This window comes from Kitasatospora sp. NPDC004745 (assembly GCF_042873275.1).
In the GTDB taxonomy this organism is placed as follows: domain Bacteria; phylum Actinomycetota; class Actinomycetes; order Streptomycetales; family Streptomycetaceae; genus Kitasatospora.
In genome coordinates, this window is sequence record NZ_JBIALK010000010.1 from 118,941 (window position 1) to 139,619 (window position 20,679).

General features: G+C 74.8%; 16 protein-coding genes. 8 read left to right on the forward strand and 8 right to left on the reverse strand.

What is annotated here, in order from left to right; translation table 11 throughout:
* Nucleotides 1–71 precede the first annotated feature (71 nt).
* Nucleotides 72–1,634 (forward strand): GAF domain-containing protein, encoded by a 1,563-nt coding sequence (locus ACFYUY_RS18815; RefSeq protein ID WP_360218433.1) that lies wholly within the window; start codon nt 72–74, stop codon nt 1,632–1,634.
* Here the strand turns inward: ACFYUY_RS18815 and ACFYUY_RS18820 are convergent.
* Nucleotides 1,553–2,053 carry an SsgA family sporulation/cell division regulator gene (locus tag ACFYUY_RS18820; RefSeq protein ID WP_387901764.1) on the reverse strand — a complete coding sequence of 167 codons (501 nt, stop codon included), beginning with the start codon at nt 2,051–2,053 and terminating at the stop codon, nt 1,553–1,555. The two genes, ACFYUY_RS18815 and ACFYUY_RS18820, sit on opposite strands and share 82 nt — an antisense overlap.
* Nucleotides 2,054–2,390: 337 nt before the next feature.
* Between ACFYUY_RS18820 and ACFYUY_RS18825 the strand changes: the two genes are divergently transcribed.
* From ACFYUY_RS18825 to ACFYUY_RS18840, 4 genes are all read left to right on the forward strand, one after another.
* On the forward strand, nt 2,391–3,800 hold the full coding sequence (locus tag ACFYUY_RS18825) for a hypothetical protein (protein ID WP_387901766.1): 1,410 nt from the start codon (nt 2,391–2,393) through the stop codon (nt 3,798–3,800).
* A gap of 168 nt (nt 3,801–3,968) precedes the next feature.
* Nucleotides 3,969–5,237, forward strand: coding sequence for a TerD family protein (locus ACFYUY_RS18830; RefSeq protein WP_387901880.1), 1,269 nt, complete (start codon nt 3,969–3,971; stop codon nt 5,235–5,237).
* Between the two features lie 127 nt (nt 5,238–5,364).
* Entirely contained in the window at nt 5,365–6,330 is a 966-nt protein-coding gene (locus ACFYUY_RS18835; protein ID WP_360218441.1) for an SGNH/GDSL hydrolase family protein, read from the forward strand.
* Nucleotides 6,331–6,378: 48 nt separating this feature from the next.
* The gene (locus ACFYUY_RS18840; protein WP_360218444.1) at nt 6,379–6,867 is read left to right on the forward strand and encodes a GNAT family N-acetyltransferase; all 489 of its coding nucleotides are present in this window, start codon (nt 6,379–6,381) and stop codon (nt 6,865–6,867) included.
* Between the two features lie 8 nt (nt 6,868–6,875).
* Here ACFYUY_RS18840 and ACFYUY_RS18845 read toward each other — a convergent pair whose 3' ends face one another.
* From ACFYUY_RS18845 to pruA, 3 genes are all read right to left on the reverse strand, one after another.
* A complete protein-coding gene (locus ACFYUY_RS18845; RefSeq protein ID WP_387901770.1) occupies nt 6,876–7,568 on the reverse strand; it encodes an RraA family protein in 693 nt (230 codons plus the stop codon).
* A gap of 313 nt (nt 7,569–7,881) precedes the next feature.
* The gene (locus ACFYUY_RS18850; protein WP_360218450.1) at nt 7,882–8,811 is read right to left on the reverse strand and encodes a proline dehydrogenase family protein; all 930 of its coding nucleotides are present in this window, start codon (nt 8,809–8,811) and stop codon (nt 7,882–7,884) included.
* 236 nt (nt 8,812–9,047) lie between these two features.
* Nucleotides 9,048–10,676 (reverse strand): L-glutamate gamma-semialdehyde dehydrogenase, encoded by a 1,629-nt coding sequence (pruA, locus tag ACFYUY_RS18855; protein WP_387901773.1) that lies wholly within the window; start codon nt 10,674–10,676, stop codon nt 9,048–9,050.
* A gap of 314 nt (nt 10,677–10,990) precedes the next feature.
* Between pruA and ACFYUY_RS18860 the strand changes: the two genes are divergently transcribed.
* Nucleotides 10,991–12,634 carry a helix-turn-helix domain-containing protein gene (locus tag ACFYUY_RS18860; RefSeq protein ID WP_360218456.1) on the forward strand — a complete coding sequence of 548 codons (1,644 nt, stop codon included), beginning with the start codon at nt 10,991–10,993 and terminating at the stop codon, nt 12,632–12,634.
* On the opposite strand, the gene ACFYUY_RS18865 is transcribed toward ACFYUY_RS18860, so the two are convergent.
* Together ACFYUY_RS18865 and ACFYUY_RS18870 are read right to left on the reverse strand one after the other, a co-directional pair.
* Nucleotides 12,622–14,112 carry an alkaline phosphatase PhoX gene (locus ACFYUY_RS18865; RefSeq protein WP_360218459.1) on the reverse strand — a complete coding sequence of 497 codons (1,491 nt, stop codon included), beginning with the start codon at nt 14,110–14,112 and terminating at the stop codon, nt 12,622–12,624. The genes ACFYUY_RS18860 and ACFYUY_RS18865 overlap by 13 nt on opposite strands.
* A 279-nt stretch (nt 14,113–14,391) precedes the next feature.
* Nucleotides 14,392–15,570 carry a hypothetical protein gene (locus ACFYUY_RS18870; RefSeq protein ID WP_360218462.1) on the reverse strand — a complete coding sequence of 393 codons (1,179 nt, stop codon included), beginning with the start codon at nt 15,568–15,570 and terminating at the stop codon, nt 14,392–14,394.
* 147 nt (nt 15,571–15,717) lie between these two features.
* Between ACFYUY_RS18870 and ACFYUY_RS18875 the strand changes: the two genes are divergently transcribed.
* A complete protein-coding gene (locus ACFYUY_RS18875; RefSeq protein WP_360218465.1) occupies nt 15,718–16,161 on the forward strand; it encodes a VOC family protein in 444 nt (147 codons plus the stop codon).
* Between the two features lie 54 nt (nt 16,162–16,215).
* On the opposite strand, the gene ACFYUY_RS18880 is transcribed toward ACFYUY_RS18875, so the two are convergent.
* Nucleotides 16,216–17,844, reverse strand: coding sequence for a hypothetical protein (locus ACFYUY_RS18880; RefSeq protein WP_387901778.1), 1,629 nt, complete (start codon nt 17,842–17,844; stop codon nt 16,216–16,218).
* 325 nt (nt 17,845–18,169) lie between these two features.
* Between ACFYUY_RS18880 and ACFYUY_RS18885 the strand changes: the two genes are divergently transcribed.
* The gene (locus ACFYUY_RS18885) at nt 18,170–19,501 is read left to right on the forward strand and encodes an MFS transporter (protein ID WP_360218471.1); all 1,332 of its coding nucleotides are present in this window, start codon (nt 18,170–18,172) and stop codon (nt 19,499–19,501) included.
* A gap of 479 nt (nt 19,502–19,980) precedes the next feature.
* Here the strand turns inward: ACFYUY_RS18885 and ACFYUY_RS18890 are convergent, their stop codons facing one another.
* Entirely contained in the window at nt 19,981–20,454 is a 474-nt protein-coding gene (locus tag ACFYUY_RS18890; protein WP_387901781.1) for an NUDIX domain-containing protein, read from the reverse strand.
* Nucleotides 20,455–20,679: the final 225 nt, after the last annotated feature.

The following is a 20,679-nucleotide window of genomic DNA, read 5'->3' on the forward strand; positions in this document are numbered from 1 at the left end:
ACCGCACCCGTACTCTTTCGTCAGCGCGTCGGCCCCGGCGCGACCTCGAACGGCGGCGAGGAGCAACGCGAGTGCGGCAGACCGGACGGCAGTCCCGACGACCAGAGCGCCGCACCCCGCCGACCGCGACGGAGCTGGCCAAGGTCCACGACCGCACCCTCGCCGACGCCGCCGCCCGCGAACTGACCCAGCCCGCCTTCCCCGAGGCCGGCACCACCGGCCTGCTCGACCCCCGCCCCGAGATCGGCGACTCCTGGGCCCGGCTGCGGCGCCTGGGCCTCGACCCCGACGCCGGCGCGGCCGCCGTCCACCTCGGCCCCGCCGAGATCGAGCAGCGGCGCCGCGCGAGCGGCCTGGACTCCGTCATGCCGGTGCTGCGCGACACCCTGCTGGAGCCGGTCGGGCAGACCCCGCTGATCCTCGCCATCGCCGACGCCGAGGGCCACGTGCTCTGGCAGGAGGGCGAGCGCGGGCTGCGCCGCAGCGCCGACCGGATCGGCTTCCTCACCGGCGCCCGCTGGACGGAGGAGAGCGTCGGCACCAACGGGATCGCCGTCGCCCTGCGGGCCCAGCGCCCGATGCAGGTCCACTCCGCCGAGCACTACCTGCGCAGCCACCACTCCTGGACCTGCGTGGCCGCCCCCGTCCACGACCCGGGCACCGGCCGGCTGGTCGGCGCGATCAACCTCAGCGGCCCGGCCCGCAGCGTCCGCCCGTACCTGCTCCAGCTCACCGCCACCGCGGCCCGGCTCGCCGAGACCGAGCTGCGCGCCCACCGGCTGGAGGCGCTGCACCGGCTGCGCACCCTGGCCGCCCCGCTGCTGGCCCGGGTGGCCGGCCCGGCCCTGGTGGTGGACGCCGCCGGCTGGACGGCCGCCGCGGCCGGTCTGCCGCCGCCCGGGCGGCTGCGGGTGCCGGTCGACGGCTGGGGCACCACCGCCGTGCACTGGGTGCCCGGTCTCGGCGAGTGCGTGCTGGAGCCGCTCGCGGACGGCTGGCTGGTCCGGCCGGTGCGCCCGCCCGAGGAGGACGGCTCCGGCACGGTGACCGCGGAGCAGGCCGAGGGCGCCCGGCTCCGGCTCGACCTGCGCCGCCCGGACCGCCCGGAGCTGACCGTGCGGGGCGCGGCCGGCAGCTGGTCGCAGGCGCTCAGCCCGCGCCACGCCGAACTGCTGCTGCTGCTCGCCACCGGGCGGGAGGGCAGCAGTGCGGCCCAGCTCGCGGAGGCGCTGTTCGGCGACCCGGGCCGCACGGTGACGGTCCGCGCCGAGCTGTCCCGGCTGCGCCGCTACCTGGGCGGCCTGCTGGCCCACCGGCCGTACCGTTTCGCCGAGTCGGTGCTGGTCGCGGTGGACGGACCGGACGATCCGTACGACCTGCTGCCGGCCTCCTCCGCCCCGGCCGTGCGCCGGTTGCGGGCGGGGCTGGCCGCGGGGACGGTCCGGCTGCCCGGCGCGGCTCCGGCCGTCCCGCCGCCGCGCGGGCCCGGGGAGCCGCTGGCGGGGGAGGTCCTGGCCGGTGGGGCCCTGAGCGGAGAGGCCCTGAGCGGGGCTCAGCCGCCCGCGAGCAGCGCGGCCAGCTGGGCGTCGGTCGGGCCGCAGTCGCGCTCCGCCTCGGCGGAGACCAGCGCGTAGGTGCGGTCGAGCCAGGCCTGCACCCGGGGCTTGGACGCCTCCAGCAGGGCGCTGCCGTGCGGCGACTCCAGCGCCAGGTGCAACGTCGAGCCGTGGCAGGGGCAGTAGGCCGGCCACAGCTTGACGTCGCCCTGGCCGCTCAGCGTGCACAGGCCGTCGCGCAGCAACTCGCGCGAGAAGACCCAGTCGGCCTCGTCGGGGCGGCCCTGGTGGAAGGTCAGCAGCACCTCGCAGGGACGGGCGGCCTCGAAGCGGAACCGGGTGCGCACCTCGCCGACCACCTCCTCGCCCAGCGAGATCCGCAGGGTCAGCACCTCCTCCACCGCCGCCGGAGCGGCGGTGGAGCCGACCCCATCGCCGCCCGTGGGGGTAGCGGCGAGGGGTGCACTGGAGGCTGCGGACAGCGGGTCGGGCGGCATGACGGTCTCTCCGGGACGGCGTGGGATGACCTCAGCCTGCGCCACCCGCGCCCGGGCGGGCAAGGGTTGCAAGGAGGTTGCAATAACCCCCGACCGCGCCGGCCGACCCTTACCCCAGCTTGTCAGACGGACCGTCAACTTCCGTCTGTCGAACGGATGTCCGTGGAATGGATGGAATCGGTCCGAGGTCCGGGCAGCCGCTGGTACGCTCTCCCCCTCCCCGCACGGGCCCGCCCGCCCCCGGGCGGACCGCCCCCGGGCGGCCGGCACGGCCGGCCGACGGCGCATGGGAGAATACGGCGACCGCTACGGCGACTTCGGGGAGGGAAGGGGTCCGGTGGCTGTGCGCGAGGACACCGCGCGGGACGTGCAGCACGAGCCCGCACGGCACGGCCGGCACGGGCGGCCACGCCCGTTCGGCGGCCGGCTCCGGCTGCCCACCCTCCGCTTCTCCGGCGCCGCGATGGCGATGTCGACCGTCGTGGGCATCAGCATCGCCACCACCCTGCTGCTCAACGAGCAGCAGGGCGTGGGCCGGCGGGCCGGGGTCGCCCGGGTCGGCACCACCCCGCCGGCCACCCCCACCCCGGGCGACCAGGCCGAGGCGGCCTCCGCCCGGACCCCGGCCGCACCGACGCCCACCGACGCCCCGGCCGACCACGCGGCCACCGGCCGCCCCGCGGGCTCCCGGCCCTCACCGCACCCCTCGGGGGCGGCGCCGGTCGCGGCCGCCGGCTCCGCGTCGCCCGAGGCCACCGGCGACCGCTCGGCGACCCCGGACGCCACCGGCGGACGGACCTCCACCGGGCACGGCCACGAGGCCGACTCCTGGACGGCCGGCAGCGAGGAGCCCGGCACTCCGGGCACCACCCCCTCGGCCGGTCCCACTCCTGCGGCCCGCCCCGCCGCCGGGCAGCCGGGCACCGACCCGGCCGCCGCCGACCGGCCGACCGCCTCGCCGTCGCTCTCCCCCTCACCGACCTCGCCGACCGCTCCGCCCGGGCCCCGCCCGACCGCGCCGGACCAGCCCACCCGGCCGCCCGCCGCCGTGGTGCCCGGCACCGACGCCCCGCCGACGGACCCGGCCCCCGGCGAGCCCGCCACCCCGGGACCGGGCACCGCCCCGGACACCGACTCCGACCCGGACGCCGACCGGGTGCTGACCGGCGTCGCCCTGGTCACCCCGGTCGGACGGGACGGCCTGCGGCACCAGCTCGACCTCACCGTCACCGAGCGGGTCACCGCCCTGCAGGCCGAGTTCCGGCTCTCCCCCGGCGACCTCGCCCCCGGCACCGGCACCGCCTGGACCGACCTGCCCGGCGCGGTGGTGACCGTCCAGCAGGACCGCGGCACGCTCGTCTACCGCTTCACCACCCCGCCCGGCACCGACGTCGCACCGGGGCACTACACCTTCGGCGTGCGCGGCACCCGCCCGGCCGACGGCCCGTCCGGGCCGGCCACCGGGGGTGGCCGGGGTGCCGGGTCCACCGACGGCGCCGGGACCGGCAAGGCCGCCGCGACGGAGAGCTGGAGCGCCGCCGCCTTCGGCATCGACCGCCCCCGCGCGGTCGCGGCACTCGGCACCTTCGCCCCGGCGGCCCAGCAGAACGCGGCGCAGCAGAACGCGGCCCAGCCGCCCGGTCTCCCGCCGCGCGCCCCGGCGCCGACGACCGCGCCGGCCTTCGTCCCCGCACCACCGGCCGCCCCGGCGCCGACGACCGCACCGCCGGTCGGCGCGACCCGCTGAGGCCCCGCCGCTCCGGTCGGACGGTCCGACGATCCGACAGGTCACCGCCCTGGACGGGCTCATCCCGGCACCACTGTTCGTTACTGTGGGCAGCTACCGGCCCGGCGGCCCCAGCGGCCCCGTCCCGCCGTCGTCCCGCACCCGAGGAGGAGTCCCGTGTCCACCGTCCTGACCCAAGGCGGCAACGCCCCGCTGTCCGCCGCGCGGGTGACCGTCGAGGTCACCGCGCCCAAGGCACTGGACGTCTCCGGTCTGCTGCTGACCGACGCCGGAAAGGTGCGCTCGGACGACGACTTCGTCTTCTTCAACGCCCCGCACGGCCCCGGGGTCAGCCACCGCCCGGCCACCTCCGGGGCCCCCGACGCGATCACCGTCGACACCCTCGCCGTCCCGGCCGGGATCACCAAGATCGTCGTCACCGCGAGCCCCGCCGACCAGTCCTCCACCTTCGCCGGGATGGAGCCGACCGCCACCGTCCGTGACGCGGACACCGGCCAGGTGCTGGTCACCTTCACCCCGCCGCAGCTCGGCCGGGAGACCGCGCTCATCGTGGTCGAGGTCTACCTGCGCGGCGGCGCCTGGAAGGTGCGCGCGGTCGGCCAGGGGTACGCCAACGGGCTGGCGGGGATCGCCACCGACTTCGGTGTCACCGTCGACGACTCCCCCGCACCGCCGTCGGCCCCGGCCACCCTGTCGGCCCCGGTCGCGGCCCCGCCGGCACCCCCCGCCGCTCCCCCGGTGACCCCGCCCGTACCGGCCGCCCCCGCCGCCCCGCCGGTCGACCCGCGGATCGCACTCGCCGCCTCCGCACCGGTGCCCCCGGCGCCCCCGGCCGCACCGCCGGCCCCGCCCGCACCCACCAAGATCACCCTGGACAAGGGTCGGGTCAGCCTGGTCAAGGGCAGCTCCGTCTCCCTGGTCAAGAACGGCCGCCCGTTCCTCTCCTCGGTCCGGATGGCCCTCGGGTGGGAGCCCGCAGGCCGCGGCCGCAGCGTCGACCTGGACGCCTCCTGCATCGCCTTCGACAGCCGGCGCAACAAGCTGGAGACGGCCTGGTTCATGAAGCTGACCGTCTTCAACGGCGCGATCGCCCACTCCGGCGACAACCTCACCGGCGGCGGCGAGGGAGACGACGAGTCGATCACCGTCCACCTGGACGGCCTCCCGGCCGAGGTCACCGGCCTGGTCTTCGTCGTCAACTCCTTCTCCGGCCAGCGCTTCACCGACGTGAAGAACGCCTACTGCCGCCTGCTGGACGCCGGGACGAACGAGGAGCTGGTCCGCTTCGACCTCACCCACTCCGAGGCCCGCACCGGTGTGGTGATGTGCAAGCTGGTCCGCCAGACCTCCGGCGAGTGGGTGATGACCGCGCTCGGCGAGTACGTCGACGCCAAGACCGCCCGGGCGATGGTCGACCCCTCGGCCGCCCTGCTCTGAGCCCCCGCGTTCGTCACATCCCTGACCGCGAATTCACCCTCCTGGGGCATCAAGTCGTCCACGGACCGACTCGATTGACACTCAGGGGGGTGACTCGCACTCTCCCCGCGCCCGTCGAGGAGAGCCCGTGCCACGCTTCCTGTCCCGCCTCGCCGTCACCGGCACCGCCGCCGTCCTCGCCGCCGGCCTGATCACCCCCACCGCTGTCGAGGCCGCCGCCAGACCGACCGACCCCGCCCGGACGCTGAAGTGGGCCGCCCTCGGCGACTCCTACACCGCCGGCGTCATCGAGGCCACCGGCGGCCTCACCGCGCCCCGGGACGGCTGCGCGCGTACCACCGGCTCCTACCCCGAGATCGTCCGCCGCGGCCTGGGCGCCCTGGTCGACCTCCACAACGTCAGCTGCAGCGGCGCCACCAGCGCGGACGTCGACACGAACAAGCAGAGTCCGATCGGCCGCCCGCTCCCTCCCTTCGGCGTCGACCCCGCCGCCCCGTACCCGCCCGTCCCGGCGCAGATCGACGCGGTCGACCCGGACGAGGACGTGATCACCGTGGGCGTCGGCGGCAACGACCTCGGCTTCGGCGAGATCCTCGGGGACTGCATCGCACTCGGCGCCACCCACCTCGGCCTGGGAAGCCCCTGCAAGGACAAGTACGACGCCCAGCTGGCCGGCCGCTTCGACCGGCTGCGCACCGGCTACGGCGCCATGCTCACCGCGCTCCGGCAGAAGGCCCCCTCCGCGCGGATCATCACCGTCGGCTACCCGCACCTGGTCCCCGAGGACGCCACCCGCTGCCGGTTCGGCGACCCGCTGCAGTTCGCCACCTTCACCACCGGCGACCTGGCCTGGGCCCGCACCAGCATCCTGGAGCCGCTCAACCAGGCCATCGAGCAGATCGCCTCCGCCCGGCAGGACACCTTCGTCGACCTCTACGCCGGCTCCGCCGAACACAGCGTCTGCGACGCCGACCACTGGCTGGACGGCGTCCTGACCAGCGTCATCCCGCTGAAGTACGCCCTGGTGCACCCCAACGCCGACGGCCAGTCCTTCGCCGCCACCCGGGTCGGGGCCGCCGTCCGCGGCACCTGAGCGGAAAACCGGTGGGCCCACCACCCGGGCCCGGGGCATCCTGAGCGGATGCTGATCCGCGAAGCCACCCCCGAGGACTGGCCGGCCGTCTGGCCGTTCTTCCACACCGTCATCGCCGCCGGCGAGACCTTCCCCTACCCCCTCGACATGTCGTCCGAGCTCGGCCGGGAGTGGTGGATGAAGACCGCCCCGGACCGCACGGTGGTCGCGGTGGACGAGGACGGTCGGATCGTCGGCACCGCCGCCATGAACCGCAACCGCCCCGGCAACGGCGCCCACGTGGCCAGCGCGAGCTACCTGGTCGACCCGGCGCACCACGGCCGGGGCATCGGGCGGGCCCTGGTCGAGCACTCCCTCGACTGGGCCCGCCGATCCGGCTACCGCGCCATGCAGTTCAACGCCGTGGTCGCCAACAACCGCCACGCGGTGAAGCTCTACGAGTCCCTCGGCTTCACGATCGTCGGCACCGTCCCGGAGGCCTTCCTCCACCCGGTCGACGGCTACGTCGGCCTGCACGTCATGCACCGGCCCCTGTAGGCCCGGGCCTACTCCTCGATCGCCCCGCCGACCCGCCGCAGGTGCTGCCGGAAGCTGTACGAGGGGTCGGCCGCGCGGCGCTCCAGGTAGTCCTCGAAGGCGGTCTGGCGGCGCAGGGTGTCCCCGGCGGCGATCCGCCCGGCCTGCGCGCGCTCCGTCCGGGCGATCGCGGCGGCCGTCTCCAGCACCTCCGCGGCCCGGTCGGCCGGGACGAACAGCACTCCGTCCGCGTCGCCGAACACCACGTCGCCGGCGCTCACCACGTGCGGGCCGAAACGGGCCGTCAGCAGCGCCTCCGGCTCCCGGTCGTCCAACCGCAGCGGCCCGAGCGGCAGCGCACCGTAACTGAACACCGGAAGCCCGATCTCCAGCAGTTCCGGGGTGTCCCGGTGCAGCCCCCACACCACGATCCCGGCCACCCCGGCGGCGCGCGCCTCCAGCACCGCGAGGTCCCCGATGCAGGCCTCGTCCGTCCGCCCGCCGTTGTCGATCACCAGCACGTCCCCGTCCCGGGCGGCGCCGTACGCCTCCAGGAACACGTCGACGCTGCCGTAGTGCCGCACCGGCAGCACCGGCCCGGCCACCCGGCCACCCGCCACCACCCCGGCCACCCCCGCCGGCGCCGCCCGCAGCACCACTCCGAGGCGCACGCACGCGTCCGCCACCAACGGCGTCGACAGCCCTTCGAACTCCTTCAGCATCCCCAACTCCTCCGGCCGAAACCCCAGTTCACCAGCACCGGATCCTAGGGCAGCCCTCGGACCCACACCATCGAGTGAACATCCACCGTGTCCTGCACAACCACGACCGACCGCGATCAGCGTGACGCCCATCTGAAGGAGGGGCATCATGAGTGCTGTGGCGCATGAGCAACCGATCACGGGTTCCCCATCGCAGGCCGACATCCTGCTGGAGAGCCGCCTGAAACCGTTCCTCTGAGCCCGGGAACGCGGAAACGGCCCGCACCCCCTCCCACACAGGGGGTACGAGCCGTTGGTCGTGGCGCCGGACGCGTCAGCCGCGGGTGGCCATGGCCCGCAGGAAGAAGGTCAGGTTGGCCGGGCGCTCGGCGAGGCGGCGCATGAAGTAGCCGTACCACTCCTGGCCGTAGGGCAGGTACACGCGCATGGTGTTGCCCTCGCCGGCGAGGCGCAGCTGCTCCTCGGGGCGGATGCCGAAGAGCATCTGGTACTCGAAGGAGTCCCGCTTGCGGCCGTTCCACTGGGCGAGCTGGCCGGCGATCTTGATCATGTTGGGGTCGTGCGAGGCGATCATCGGGTAGCCCTCGCCGGCCATGAGGATCTTCAGGGCGCGGACGTACGCGAGGTCGACCTCGTGCTTGCCCTGGAAGGCGACCGACTCGGGCTCCTTGTAGGCGCCCTTGCACAGGCGCACGCGGGAGCCGGCGCCGGCGAACTCGCGGCAGTCGGCCTCGGTGCGGCGCAGGTAGGCCTGCAGCACGACGCCCAGCCACGGGAAGTCGGCGCGCAGCTCGCGGGCGATGGCGAGGGTGGAGTCGGTGGTGGTGTGGTCCTCCATGTCGAGGGTCACCGTGGTGCCGGCGTCGGCGGCGGCCGCGCAGATGCGGCGGGCGTTCTCCAGCGCGATCTTCTCGCCGTCCACCGGGAGGAACTGGCCGACGGCCGACAGCTTGACGGAGACCTCGGCACCGGCCGCGAGGCCGGTCTCCTTGAGCGCCTTGAGCAGGTGCTCGTAGGCCTCGGCGGTGCCGGCGGCCTGCGCGGCGTCCTGGGTGTCCTCACCGAGGTGGTCGAGGGTGACCTTGCGGCCGGTGGCGACCAGGTCGTCGCAGGCCGTAACGGCGTCGTCGAGGGCCTCACCGGCGACGAAGCGCTCGACTATCGCGTGGGTCGGCGGGAACTTCTCGACCACGGTGCGGACCTGCGGCGACCGGGAGGCCGCGAGAAGGGCGGTACGGAGCATCGTGACTCCTGGAGCTGGTGCTTCTAAGGGTGGCAGAAGGGGGCCGGGGCGCCTGCATCAGGCGTGCCGCACGTCCCGAGCGGGGTGACGGCCGGCGACGGCACCAGGCGTGCCGCGCGCAGCGCGTCCCCCGGAGGGGCCGGGGCGACGGGCGGGCGGGTGGGCCCGTCGCCCCGGCGGGCGACGCCGGCTGCGGGGCCGGGCGTCGGGGTGACCGTTGTGGTCGGGTGGGGCACTCAGCCCATGTGCGGGTAGCGGTAGTCCGTCGGCGGGACGAAGGTCTCCTTGACCGAGCGGGTCGAGGTCCACCGCGCCAGGTTCTGCTTGGCACCGGCCTTGTCGTTGGTGCCGGAGGCGCGGCCGCCGCCGAAGGGCTGCTGGCCGACGACGGCGCCGGTCGGCTTGTCGTTGATGTAGAAGTTGCCGGCCGCGAAGCGCAGCTTGTGCATGGCGTCCTGGGCGGCCGCGCGGTCCTGGGAGATGATCGAGCCGGTCAGGCCGTAGGCCGACACCGACTCCATCTGGGCCAGCATCTCCTCGTACTTCTCGTCCTCGTAGACGTACACGGCGAGGATCGGGCCGAAGTACTCGTCGCGGAAGTACTCGGCCGCCGGGTCCTCGCAGACCAGGACGGTCGGGCGGACGAAGTAGCCGACCGAGTCGTCGTAGGTGCCGCCGGCCAGGACCCGGACCTTCGGGTCGGCCTGGGCGCGGTCGATGGCGGCCTTGTTCTTGGCGAACGAGCGGTCGTCGATGACGGCCGACATGAAGTTCGACAGGTCGGTGACGTCGCCCATGGTGAGGCCGTCGACCTCGGCGGCGAACTCGTCCTGGAGGCCGGCCCAGAGGGAGGCGGGGACGTAGGCGCGGGAGAGCGCCGAGCACTTCTGGCCCTGGAACTCGAAGGCGCCGCGGGTCATCGCGGTCTTCAGCACGGCCGGGTCGGCGGACGGGTGGGCGACCAGGAAGTCCTTGCCGCCGGTCTCGCCGACGATCCGCGGGTAGGTGCGGTAGCCGGCGATGTTGGTGCCGACCTCGCGCCACAGGTGCTGGAAGGTGGCGGTGGAGCCGGTGAAGTGGATGCCGGCCAGCGCCGGGTGCTTGAGCGCGACGGCGGAGACGTCCAGGCCGTCGCCGGTCACCATGTTGATGACGCCCTTGGGCAGGCCGGCCTCCTCCAGCAGCTGCATCAGCAGGTGCGCGGAGTACTGCTGGGTCGGGGACGGCTTCCAGAGCACCACGTTGCCCATCAGCGCGGGCGCGGTCGGCAGGTTGCCGGCGATCGCGGTGAAGTTGAACGGGGTGATGGCGTAGACGAAGCCCTCGAGGGGGCGGTGGTCGCTGCGGTTCCACACGCCGTCCGAGGAGATCGGCTGCTCGGCCATGATCTGGCGGGCGAAGTGGACGTTGAACCGCAGGAAGTCGACCAGCTCGCAGGGCGTGTCGATCTCGGCCTGCTGGGCGGTCTTGGACTGGCCGAGCATGGTGGCGGCGGCCAGGGTCTCGCGCCAGGGGCCGGCGAGCAGGTCGGCGGCCTTGAGGAAGATCGCGGCGCGGGAGTCGAAGGAGAGCGCCTGCCAGGCCGGGGCGGCGGCCAGGGCAGTGTCGATGGCGTCCTGCGCGTCGGCCTGGGTGGCGTTGCGCAGGGTGCCGAGCCTCGCCGCGTGGTTGTGCGGCTGGACGACGTGGATCTCGGCGCCGCCGCCCATGCGGCGCTCACCGTTGATCGTCATGGTCAGCTGGACCGGCTCCTGGCCGCCCAGCTCCTTCAGCTTGGCCTCCAGACGGGCCCGTTCCGGGCTGCCCGGGGCGTAGCTGTGGACCGGCTCGTTCACCGGCGCGGGGACCTGGGTCACAGCGTCCATAGAGCGCACGCTCTCCTTCGTCGTTGCGGGGGATGCCGGCGTGGGTCGCACACCGGCCACAGCACGAACGCTATTCCTGCCCGCGGGGCCACTTGATTGGCCGGGCGGCTAAATTCCCCCGTACGGCGTTGTCCGGCCCGACGAAGGGGGTCACGGCGCGGTCACGGCGCGGCGCCGGTGGACCCCCGCGGGCCCTTGCGCCCACCGCCCGCGCACACCGGCCCGCAGCGCTGTCCGCCCGGCTAAAATCGGCCTCGCGGCGTTGTCCGGGCGGATGAAGAGCGGATGGCGAAGAGCGGATGAAGGAGGCCAGGATGACCACCCCCGGTCTCCCGCTCCGCCAGCTGCTGATGTCCCTCGGCGAGCCCCTGGTCGAACTCCAGGCCGCCCCGCAGGGCCTGGACGTGCCGGTCCGCGACGTCGCCATCCTCGACCCGGAGGATCCGCCCACCGCCGCCCCCGGCGAACTCGTCCTGGCCATCGGCGCCCGCGGCCGGGCCGCCCTGCCGGCCCTGCGCGCCGCCGGGCGGGCCGGCGCGGCCGCGGTGGCGGTGAAGCTGGACGGCCCCGGTCAGGCGGACGCGCTGCGCGAGGCCGCCACCGACGCGGGCGTCGCCCTGCTGTCCGTCCGCCGCGAGACCCGCTGGGAGCACCTCGACTCGCTGGCCCGCGCGATCATCGCCGGCCCGGACGCCCCCGACACCCCCGGCGCCCCCGAGCCCAACGCCGGCGACCTCTTCTCGCTCGCGCAGACCGTCGCCGTGCTCACCAACGGCATCGTCTCGATCGAGGACACCTCCAGCCGGGTGCTGGCCTACTCGCGCTCCTCCGACTCGGACGAGGTCGACGACCTGCGCCGGCTGTCCATCCTCGGCTGGCAGGGCCCCGAGCCGTACCTGTCCAAGCTCCGCGAGTGGGGCATCTTCCAGCACCTGCGCACCTCGGACGCGCCGATCGCGGTCGAGCCGCACCCGGAGCTCGGCCTGCGCCGGCGCCTGGCGGTCGGCATCCGGGCCGGGGCGCAGCCGCTCGGCACCATCTGGGTGCAGGAGGGGGCGCGGCCGCTGGCGCCGCTGGCCGAGCAGGCCCTGGTCGGCGCCGCACGGGTGGCGGCCGCCCAACTGGTGCGCCGGCGACGCGAGTTGTCGGCCGATGTCCGGCTCACCCAGACCCTGCTCACCGGGCTGCTGGAGGGCTCCACCGGCCCGCAGTCGCTCGCCACCCACCTGGGCCTGGACGTGCGCCGCCCGGCCACCGTGCTGGCGTACAGCGCGCACACCACCGAGGCGCTGCACCGCTCCGACGTCACCGGCCTGATCTCGGTGCACACCGCCGCCCGGCACCGCACCGCGCTGCTCGCACCGATCGAGTCCCGGGTCTACGTGCTGCTGCCGGAGCTCCCGGCCAACCTGCCGATGGCGACCGTCCGCGGCTGGGCGGACGAGGTGGTGACGGCCGCCCGGGACCACCTCGGGGTGCCGCTGCGCGCCGCGATCGGCTCCACCGTGGACGGCCTGGCCCGGGTCCCGGACTCCCGCGCGCAGGCGGACCGCATCCTGGACGCGATGGGCCGCGGCGGGGTGGACCTCGACGTGGCGGCGCTGATCGACGTCCAGGCCGAGGTGCTGGTCAGCGAGGTGCTCGCGCTGCTGCAGGAGCGCTCCGGCCTGCGCGACCCCCGGCTCACGGCGCTCACCGACTACGACCACAGGCACGGCACCCGGCTCGCCGAGTCGGTGCTGGCCTGGCTGGACGCGCTCGGCGAGGTCCGGGTCGCCGCGGACGCGCTGCACATCCACCCCAACACCCTGCGCTACCGGGTGCGCCGGGCCGAGCAGTTGACCGGCATCGACCTCGCCCAGCCGCAGCAGCGGCTGCTGGCGATGCTGCAGCTGCGGCTGCCCGCGGACGAGTGGTCCGCGGGCAGCCGGTCACGCTCCGAGGGTCACGCGCCGTAGCCCTGGCCGCGCTTGTGCTCGTTCAGCCGGCGCCACGGGCCGGTGATGGCGAGCTGGATGCCCGGGGTCTGGATGTTGGCGAACAGGGTCTTGCCGTCGTCCGAGAAGGTGACGCCGGTGAACTCGCTGAACTCGGGCTTCTCGGCGGTGCCGATGTTCAGCTCGTTGCGGGCGATCGGGTAGACCAGCCCGTCCTCGGTGGCGCCGAACAGGTGCGAGACGCCCTCGCCGTCCTCGCAGATCACGATGCCGCCGTACGGCGAGACGGTGATGTTGTCCGGGCCGTCGTAGTTGTCGTGGTCGCCCCACACATCGCTGTTGACGCCCAGCAGGACCTTCAGGGTGATGGTGCGGCGGGCCGGGTTGTAGAACCACACCTGGCCGTCGTGCTGCAGCGGGCTCTCCGAGCGGGCGAAGCTGGAGACGAAGTAGAAGCCGCCGTCACCCCACCACATGCCCTCCAGCTTGCGGGCGCGGGTGACCTCGCCGTCCTTGAACTGCTTGCGGACGGAGACGGTCCTCGCGTCGCGGTCCTGGACCTTGACCCAGTCCACGCCGTAGGTGGTGCCGACCTTGGTGGCGCGGGAGAGGTCGTCGACGAGCTTGCCCTGCGCGTCGAAGACCTTGAAGGCCTCGAGCACGCCGGCGTCGGCGGCGAGCTTGCGCAGCTGGTGGCGGCCGTGCTTGAAGCCGGCCGGCGGGGTCCAGCGGAACAGCAGGCCGTTGGGGTTCGAGGCGTCCTCGGTCAGGTAGACCTGGCCGCGCTTCGGGTCCACGACCACGGCCTCGTGGGCGTAGCGGCCGAAGGCCTTCACCGGCTGCGGGTCGCGGTTGTAGTCGTCGTCGAACGGGTCGACCTCGAAGACGTAGCCGTGGTCCTTGGTGAAGCCGTTCTTGCCGGCCTTGTCCTCGGTCTCCTCGCCGGACAGCCAGGTGCCCCACGGGGTGACGCCGCCCGCGCAGTTGGTGGCGGTGCCGGCGATGCCGACCCACTGCTCGACCGAGCCGTCCCGCTTGGCGTGCACGATGGTGCAGCCGCCGGCCGCGCCCGGGTCGTAGACGTGGCCCTCGGTCAGCGGCACCGGGTGCGGCCAGTTGGCGCGGGCGCCGGACAGCTCGTGGTTGACGACCATGTAGTTGCCGCCGTGCTCGTCCTCGAAGGCGGAGGTGCCGTCGTGGTTGCTCGGGGTGAACTCGCCGGTGCGCAGCCTGGTGACGCCGGCCCGGTTGAGGACGGTGTAGGAGAAGCCCTTCGGCAGGGACAGCAGCCCGGCCGCGTCCTGCACCAGCGGGCCGTAGCCGACGGCGGTGCCGCCGGCCGCGTTGGTCCCGGCGGCCGCGGCGGCCGGTGCCTCGCCGCCGGCCGGGGCGGCGATCGCGCCCGGCGCGCTGGCCAGCGCCTCGGCGCTGCCGGCGATCAGCACGCCGGCCCCGACGAGGGTGGAACGGTTGACGAAGTCCCGACGGGACAGCGACATGGTGACAACTCCAGGGGGATCGGCCGTCGGACCGGGCGGGCCCGGGTGTCCGGCGTACGGGGCGTCGAGGCGGGTTGTGTCGACGCCCAGCAGACTCCGCCGCAGGGGTGAACCGGACGTGACGCCCACCTCACGGCCAGGCGACCATTTGCCAACCGATGACGAACACATGACCTCCGCTTTGCCAGCCGAGGGGCGGCGGGGGCCACGGAGGCGGGAGTGCCGCCGGGCCGCGGAGACCCGCCGGGGCGGCGGTGCCACCGGGCCGCCCGGCGGAGGTCAGCCCGAGCGCGCCGCCCGCCACTGCTCCCAGGCCGCCAGCCACAGCTGCTCGGCGAGCCGCTCCCCGTCCCGGGCCCCCGGCCCGCCGCCGCCCGGACGCTCCCGCCAGACCTGCGCCCAGGCCCGCTGCGCCGGGAGGCTCGCCACCTCGCTCGCGAACACGGTGTACCGGACGACCTCCTCGACGGCCGCCGCCCCCTCCCCCGTGCCGACCAGCCAGTTCGTCTGCCGGGACAACCGGTCCAGGTGGTTGACCATCGCCGTCACCGCCGCCGTCGCCTCGTCCCGGGTCTCGGTGGCGAGCCGCATCTGCTGGCGCACCGCCTTCTCCCAGCGCACCGCGTAGGCGTCCCCGCGCAGCCCGCGCGGCCGCCGCGGCGTCCGCCCGGCCCGGACCTGCGCCTCGATCGCGGCGGCCTCGGCGACGCTCTGCGCGATCAGCTCGCGGTGCGCCTCCAGCCCGACGGCGGGCGGCAGTTCGCGCTCCTCGACGGGCACCTGCCGGGCCCGCCGGGAGGCCAGCTCGCCCAGCAGTTCGGTCCGGCCGCGCAGGTACGGCTCGAAGTCCGCGATCCCCGCGAGCTCCACGCAGCCGGGGGCCACCCCGCGCCCGCAGACCGTCACGGTCAGCCCGCCGACCCGCAGCCGCCCGGCCCAGACCGGGCCCGGCCCGCCGAGCGCCGCCCCCGGCCAGGGCACCGGCCGGTCCTCGTGCACCTCCACCGGGTGCGGCACGCCGTCCACGGTGATCCACTCGCGCAGGGCCCGCACCCGGCCGGGGCCGTCGCCCTCGTCCACGCCGAGCTGCTCGTACACGCGGTCGCGCTCGTCCTCGACCACGTCCTCCAGCTCCGGCAGCCGCTCGTCGAGCTCTGCGCCCGGCCGGTAGGTGCGCACGGTCACGTACGGGCCGGCCACCGAGCTCCGGTCGCCGGACTGCACCTCGACCCAGCTGAGCGAGTCGCCGGAGGTCTCGAAGGCGCCCAGCGCGTCGCCGCGGTGCTCCAGCGCGGAGGCCACCCCGTACACCGGGAAGTCGGCCGCGGCCAGGGCCCGGCGGGAGAACTCCTCGACGGCGGCGAAACGATCCGCCCGGCCCCTCGGGTCCGGGACGCGCGCACGGTCCGTCCGTTCCGCGTTCCACTCCTGGGGCCTGCCGCCGCTCTCCCGCATCACCTGTGCCGCACCCCCGAGTCCTCGCGCCCGCACCGCCGACGCCACCTTACGTGCCCGGGCCTGCCCGGTCATCAGCTCATGGCCCGCGCACCGGCGCAGGCCGTGTCAGGGAGCGCGGTTGTCAGCCGCCCTCCCTACCCTGGCGGCATGACAGCAGAGAGCAGCTTCCCCGCCCGGATCAGCATCGTGACCCTCGGGGTCTCCGACCTCGACCGCAGCGCACGCTTCTACGAGGACCTCGGCTGGCGGCGGTCCACCGCCTCCAGCCCGGAGATCGTCTGGTTCCGCACCGCCGACTCGGTGCTCGGCCTCTTCCCGACGGAGGAGCTGGCCGCCGACGCCGGGGTGCCCGCCACCGGCGAGCCCGCCTTCCGCGGCGTCACCCTGGCGGTGAACCTCGAGTCCCCGGCGCTGGTGGACGCCGCGCTGAAGACGGCGGTCGAGGCCGGCGCCGTCGTGGTCAAGCCCCCGGTCACCACCGGCTGGGGCGGCTACTCCGGCTACTTCGAGGACCCGGACGGCCACCTGTGGGAGCTGGCCCACAACCCTTTCTTCCCGTTCGCCGAGGACGGCTCGCTGGACCTGCCCTGAGGCGGGTCCGACGGTGCCCGCGTGCGGACCGTCGGCCCCGCCCGGCCCGGGGCCTCAGCCCCTGGACCGCGCCTTGAAGGCCGCCTTGCGCGCCTCCTTGGCCACCGCCCGGTCCAGGTGCAGCTCCCCGACGGCCTCCAGGACGTCCGCCGTGTACGGGTGGTCGACCCGCCACAGCTCGCCGAAGTACGACGCCGGATCGCCGGTCACCGGCAGGTCCGCGATCAGCTCGCGCAGCTGCCCGGCGTCGCCGCCGCTGTCCAGCAGCTGGGCGGCGAAGGTGTCGACCACCACCCACAGCGCCATCGACCGCTCCGGCGCCGGCACGTCCGCGGCACCCAGCGAGGTCAGCCAGGCCCGTCCGGCGCCCCCCAGCTCGGGGTCGTCCAGCACGTCCCGGACGGCCGGCTCCGCAGGCGCCCCCAGCATGTCGAGCGCCGTGACGCAGAGCATCCGCCGCATCGGGCCGTAGGCGTCACCGCCGCGGGCCGCCGCCAGCAGCTCGCGCGCCGCCGCGACCGGCTCCCGGCCGGTGATCCAGACCCGCAGCTCCTCCTCCGGCAGCACGTTGGCCGACTCGCACACGGCGCGCAGCAGCTCCGCCGCGTCGCCCTGGGCCAGCTCGCCGACCAGCGGCGCGTCGTAGCCGTCCTCCAGCAGCCACTGCCGGATGCCGTACTGGCCGAGCGGGGTGAGCCGGACCAGCCCGAAGCGGGCCGACTCCTCCTCGTCCAGCGGCGCCTCGCCGACCAGCGCGGGCGCCTCGTCCCCGGCGCCCTCCTCCTCGTCGAACAGCTCCGGGTCGATCGGCCGGTACTCCAGCAGGCCCAGCTCGGCCAGGTCGCCCAGCATCGGGTCGAGGGAGACCATCACGTCGGTGATGTCGCCCAGCAGCTCCTCGCTCGGCTCCTCGCCCTCCGGCACCACCAGCAGTGCCGCCAGCACGCCCAGCGGCACGGTCTCCTGGCCCGGGTCGGCGAAGGCGGTGGTCTCGTAGAGCACCTGCAGCGCCTCGTCCAGCAGCTCGGCGGCTGCGTCCCTGGCCTCCTCGACCTCGTTCAGGCCGTCCTCGTCCTCCTCGCCCTCCTCGTCCGAGGCCCCCTCGCCGGGCTCCTCCTCCGGCAGCGAGTCGGCCTCCACGGCCAGCTCCCGGACGATCCCGGCGGCGGTCAGCCACAGCTCCAGGACGGTCTCCGGGTCACCCTGCTCGGCCGGCTCCAGGTCGGGGCCCGGGACGGCCACGTGCTCGCCGGCCGCGGTCGTCCCGATCTCCACCAGGTCCAGGTCGCAGGCCAGCGACCAGGCCCGCATCGCCTCGATCTCGGCCTCCTCCGGCACCTCGCCCTCGGCGGGGGCCAGGCCCAGCAGCCGCGCCGCGGGTGCCCGGTCCTCCTCCACGAGGTCGCCGAACTCGTCCACCGCCCGGTGCGGGGCGGCCCAGCGGGCCAGCGCCAGCGCGTACCCGAACATCGGCACGGCCTTCGCCTGGGCGGTCAACTCCTCCTCGCCCGGCAGCCGCACCGGCGGCACCAGCACGGCCGCGTCGTCCAGGTCCTCGTCGTCCAGCCCGTGCGCGGCGAACGCCCCGTAGAGGTCCTGGAGCTCCAGGTCGGCGGGCAGGACCGCCTCGGCCGCACTCTCTCCCGCCGAAGCCCCGGCGTTCTTCCGACGTCGTCCGGCCATCGTTGTGCGCTCTCCCTCAGCCAGCGGTCCGCCCATCAGCTCAGCGTCCCGATCCACGACCTCAGCGTATAGGTGCGACACCCCCGATGCCCGGCCTCAAGGGGCGCACGCAGGGGCGCGCGCCGAATCCGTGCGCCCACCCCTTATCCTTCGCAGTGGCGCCGTGCACAACCCCGCGCGGGCCGCCGGGCAACGAAGCCCGAATCCTCAGCTCATCCGCTCCACCAGGGAGCCCCGCACCGCGGCCACCACCACAGCGCCTCAGGACGGGCGCGCCGGCACACCCCGCCGACCCGGTGGTGCCCTGCCACAGGAGATCCCTTTCATGGCGGACCTCTCCCCCGCCGGCCCCGGCCTGCGCACCGCGCAGCTCGACGGACGCCGACTGTCGGAGGCCCTGCTCCCCCTGGAGCTCGCTCCACGCGCCCAGCTCCAGCTCTCCGCGATCAGCCGCTGGAACGCGCTGCGCGGCGTACGCGTCGGCCTGGTGGCCGCCGCCCTGCTGTTCATGCTCATCGGTGCCAACCTGGCGACGCCGATCTACCCCCTGCTCCAGCAGCGCCTCGGGCTCGGCCCCCTCGACACCACGATCCTCTTCACGATCTACGTGTTCGCGCTGGTCCCCGTGCTGGCCGTGGTCGGTCACTGGTCGGACCACCTCGGCCGCCGCGCCCTGATCCTGCCCGCCGTCGGGCTGGCCGCCGCGGGCGACGTCGTGTTCGCCACCTCCGGCAGCTTCTGGCAGCTGGCGATCGGCCGGGCCGTCCAGGGCATCGCCGTCGGCCTGTCCACCGGCGCAGCCGGGGCCGCCCTCGGCGACCTGCTGCCCGACCACCCCACCCTGGCCGCCAAGCTCACCCTGGCCTGCTCCGCCGGGGGCGTCGCGCTCGGCCCGATCGTCGGCGCCCTGCTGGCGAACGGCTCCGACCCCCTGCTGACGCCCTTCCTGCTGCACGCCGTCGCCCTGCTCGCGCTCTGCGTGCCGCTGGCCCTCGTCCACCCCCGGATGCCCGGCCGCAACCGCCCGCCGGCCTCCCCGCCGCGCATCACCACCCCGGCCCACCTGCGCCCGCAGCGCCTGCGGCTGCCGCGCACCGGCCGCCGCGAGTTCCTGCTCGCCGCCTCGGCCGGCTTCATCTCCTACGCGGTCTTCGGCGTCTACCTCAGCCTGGCCCCGGCCTTCGCCGCCAAGGTGTTGAACACCCCCTCGCACCTGACCGGCGCGGTGGTCGCGGCCCTGCTGCTCGGCTCCTCGGCCGCCGCCCAGCTGATCGTCCCGCCGACCGCCGACCGCAAGGTCATCGCCCTCGGCATGACCGGACTGGCCGCCGGCCTCGCCCTGGTCGTCGCCGCCGGCTACACCGGCACCCCGGCGCTGCTCTTCATCGGCAGCGTCCTCGGCGGCATCTGCCAGGGCGTGGCCTTCCGCTCCCTCTTCACCACCGCCGTCGCCGCACTCGACCCGGAACGCCGGGGCTCCGAGCTCTCGGCCCTCTGGGTCATCGTCTACCTCGGCAGCTCCCTCCCCATCGTCGCCGTCGGCGCCCTGGTCAGGAGCTACGGCCTCCTCCCCGCCGTCAGCGGCTTCGCCACCCTCGCCGCCCTCCTCTGCGCCGGCCTCGCCGTGGCCGTCGCCCGCAAGCCCAGGGCGGCCTGACCCGCACACCAGAACGCCGCTGCCCGGGACTTCCCCTTCGGAAGTCCCGGGCAGCGGCGTTTCCGGCGCCGGGCGAACACCCGCGCACCAGCCGCTCCGTCGAATGGTTCCACCACCGTTCCCCACCATCCACCCCCCACCCGCCAAGCGGCGGGTGCCCGCCCCTGGCCTGGCCGCGGCGCTGATGGAGCAGGACCACGTACCTGCCGGAAGCCAGTGAGGGCCCGGAGGCCGCCCCGGCGCCGGGGCGGCCTCCGGAACAAGGTCGGAGCCGTGGCTTTCGCCTCCGCCCGCTGGATGTGATCCAGCAGGCGGAGTGCCATCAGGAGGACGAAGAGCTGACGGACCGTGCCGGAAACTCCCTCGTGCGCGGAGTCGAGCAGCTGCTGCATCTCGGCTCTTGGTACACGACGCCGAGATGGGGAGGTCGCGCCGGCGGCCGCGGGAGAAGCTCCGTGTAGCCACTGTGAGGCGTGAGCCTACGTGCGGGTCGCTCCGTGCTCCAGGTAGACGGTCGCCGCATGCGTCCTGGCGACGCATGCGGCACGGACGCGGCGGGCCAGGCGCGGGATGAGGAGTGCGTCGAGCTGGTCCGTGGCGTGGAAGGCGTACTCACCGATCTCCACCCGGTCGACGGCGATGTTGTCCAACTCGTAGGCCGGGAGGACGCCACCGTCGAAGACGAAGAGGAGCTTGTCGCCCTCGGTGGGGTGAGGTGCCCAGTCCGCGACGAGCAGCCTGCCGATCGGCGGCGTGATGCCGAGTTCCTCCTTGACCTCCCGGGACGCGCCCTCGCTCGGGGTCTCGCCGACGTGGAGGTAGCCGCCGGGGATCTCCCAGCCGGGCTTGTAGGTCGGCTTCACGAGGAGGACGCGGTCGGCCTGATCGAAGAAGAGCACGCCGGCGGCGGTGCGGGGCTGGGCCACGACCTCGTGGGACTGGGAGTCGCTCATGGCGACGACCGTAGCCGCCCAGCCGCGTCACGCGACGATCTGGAGCCGCTGTGCGACGCCTGCCAGCAAGTAGCTCGGTTTGCCGCGCTGTTGGCGGACCCAGTTGGTCACCAGGTGTCGCCCTGGGCGTCGCCGGGCCAGTCGGGGAGGGACGACTCCGCCAGCGGGTCGCCTACGAGCGGCCATCCAGTGGTGGCCGCCCGTAACACTTCGATCAGGCAGTGA

Coding starts and splice junctions, on each gene's coding strand:
- pruA (WP_387901773.1), bottom strand. CDS start 10,676: ATGGACGCTGTGACCCAGGTCCCCGCGCCGGTGAACGAGCCGGTCCAC.
- ACFYUY_RS18875 (WP_360218465.1), top strand. CDS start 15,718: ATGACAGCAGAGAGCAGCTTCCCCGCCCGGATCAGCATCGTGACCCTC.
- ACFYUY_RS18840 (WP_360218444.1), top strand. CDS start 6,379: ATGCTGATCCGCGAAGCCACCCCCGAGGACTGGCCGGCCGTCTGGCCG.
- ACFYUY_RS18845 (WP_387901770.1), bottom strand. CDS start 7,568: ATGCTGAAGGAGTTCGAAGGGCTGTCGACGCCGTTGGTGGCGGACGCG.
- ACFYUY_RS18885 (WP_360218471.1), top strand. CDS start 18,170: ATGGCGGACCTCTCCCCCGCCGGCCCCGGCCTGCGCACCGCGCAGCTC.
- ACFYUY_RS18820 (WP_387901764.1), bottom strand. CDS start 2,053: ATGCCGCCCGACCCGCTGTCCGCAGCCTCCAGTGCACCCCTCGCCGCT.
- ACFYUY_RS18890 (WP_387901781.1), bottom strand. CDS start 20,454: ATGAGCGACTCCCAGTCCCACGAGGTCGTGGCCCAGCCCCGCACCGCC.
- ACFYUY_RS18860 (WP_360218456.1), top strand. CDS start 10,991: ATGACCACCCCCGGTCTCCCGCTCCGCCAGCTGCTGATGTCCCTCGGC.
- ACFYUY_RS18865 (WP_360218459.1), bottom strand. CDS start 14,112: ATGTCGCTGTCCCGTCGGGACTTCGTCAACCGTTCCACCCTCGTCGGG.
- ACFYUY_RS18880 (WP_387901778.1), bottom strand. CDS start 17,844: ATGGCCGGACGACGTCGGAAGAACGCCGGGGCTTCGGCGGGAGAGAGT.
- ACFYUY_RS18850 (WP_360218450.1), bottom strand. CDS start 8,811: ATGCTCCGTACCGCCCTTCTCGCGGCCTCCCGGTCGCCGCAGGTCCGC.